At 78.4% G+C, this 1247-nt stretch carries 2 protein-coding genes; one reads left to right on the top strand and one right to left on the bottom strand.

Annotated features, from left to right (window positions below; genetic code table 11):
* Positions 1 to 237: 237 nt before the first annotated feature.
* Positions 238 to 417, bottom strand: coding sequence for a hypothetical protein (locus ACSNN9_RS28490; RefSeq protein WP_357878014.1), 180 nt, complete (start codon positions 415 to 417; stop codon positions 238 to 240).
* Positions 418 to 587: 170 nt separating this feature from the next.
* Between ACSNN9_RS28490 and ACSNN9_RS28485 the strand changes: the two genes are divergently transcribed.
* Positions 588 to 1247, top strand: a complete 660-nt coding sequence (locus tag ACSNN9_RS28485; protein ID WP_436676393.1) for a dienelactone hydrolase family protein — start codon at positions 588 to 590, stop codon at positions 1245 to 1247.

Genomic DNA, 1247 nt, shown 5'->3' with positions numbered 1-1247 from the left:
GCGGGTGCTGCTCACGGCGGGCCGGCGGCGTCGCTCAGCCCGGCCCACCCCCTGCCGGGCAGCCGGCGGTGCGGTTCGGAGCGGCCTGCCCCCGCGGGGGTCGGGTACGCCCTGCCCGCCCGGGGCCGGCGGATGCCGCTGCCGCGGGGCGGCTGGCGGTGCCGCCCGGTTCGTCCCGCCCTGCGCGGGCCGGGCCGGTTCGGCCTGTTCCCCGTGCGGCGGTGCCGGCGGTGCCGGTCAGAGCGGCCTGCCCTGCGACGGGCGGCCGGCCGCGTCGCGGGGCGCCATCGCCCGCGGGTCGTCGGCCGTGCGCGCCTGGGCCGCGTCGTCCGCCCAGTCCCGGCCGCGTTCGGTGTCCTGTTCCCGCCGGTCCCGGTCGGTGGTCTGCTGCCGGGTCTCCCGCTGCTGCTGAGCCATGGCGATCCTCGCGATCCGTCGGGGGCGCGGTTGCGCCGGTACGGTCTGCGGTCACCCGCCGCCTACCCGGGCCCCCCGGCGGCAAACGCCGGTGCGCGGGGGCCGCTTGCCGGCGCCGGGGACGGGTATGCGGCCGGAACGGGGGACGACCGAGAGCGTACGGAGGCGAGATGGACGCGCGCAGCAGTGCGGTGACGATCCCGGCGGGGGACGCCGAACTCCCGGCCGACCTGCTGGTCCCGGCGGAACCGGCCGGCGTGGTGCTCTTCGCGCACGGCAGCGGCAGTTCCCGGCACAGCCCGCGCAACACGGCCGTGGCGCACGTGCTCAACCGCAGCGCCCTCGGCACCGTGCTGGTCGACCTGCTGACGCCCGCCGAGGACCGGGTGGATGCCCGGACCGCCGAGCTGCGCTTCGACATCCCCCTGCTCGCCGGTCGGCTCGCCGCGGTCGTGGACTGGCTGGCGGCGGAGCGGCCTTTCGGCGCGGTGCCGATCGGGCTGTTCGGGGCCAGCACCGGGGCCGCCGCCGCCCTGGTGGCGGCGGCGACCCGACCGGACCTCGTCGGCGCGGTGGTCTCCCGGGGCGGCCGGCCCGACCTGGCCGGCCAGGCCCTCGGTCAGGTACGCGCGCCCACGCTGCTGCTGGTGGGCGGCCTGGACGAGCAGGTGATCACGCTCAACGAGCAGGCGCAGGAGGCGCTGCCGGAGACGGCCGAGCTGACGGTGATCCCGGGGGCGACCCACCTCTTCGAGGAGCCCGGCACCCTGGAACAGGTCGCCCACTGCGCCGCCGACTGGTTCACCACCCACCTCCCCACCCCCCACTGA

It is taken from the genome of Micromonospora sp. URMC 107 (genome assembly GCF_051386315.1).
Classification (GTDB): Bacteria; Actinomycetota; Actinomycetes; order Mycobacteriales; family Micromonosporaceae; genus Micromonospora.
Note: the sequence above shows the minus strand (reverse complement) of the source record. Positions and strands in the feature narration are given on the sequence as shown.

What these genes read in the sequence shown, in the direction of transcription:
- ACSNN9_RS28485 (WP_436676393.1), top strand. Translation starts at nt 588, where the DNA reads ATGGACGCGCGCAGCAGTGCGGTGACGATCCCGGCGGGGGACGCCGAA.
- ACSNN9_RS28490 (WP_357878014.1), bottom strand. Translation starts at nt 417, where the DNA reads ATGGCTCAGCAGCAGCGGGAGACCCGGCAGCAGACCACCGACCGGGAC.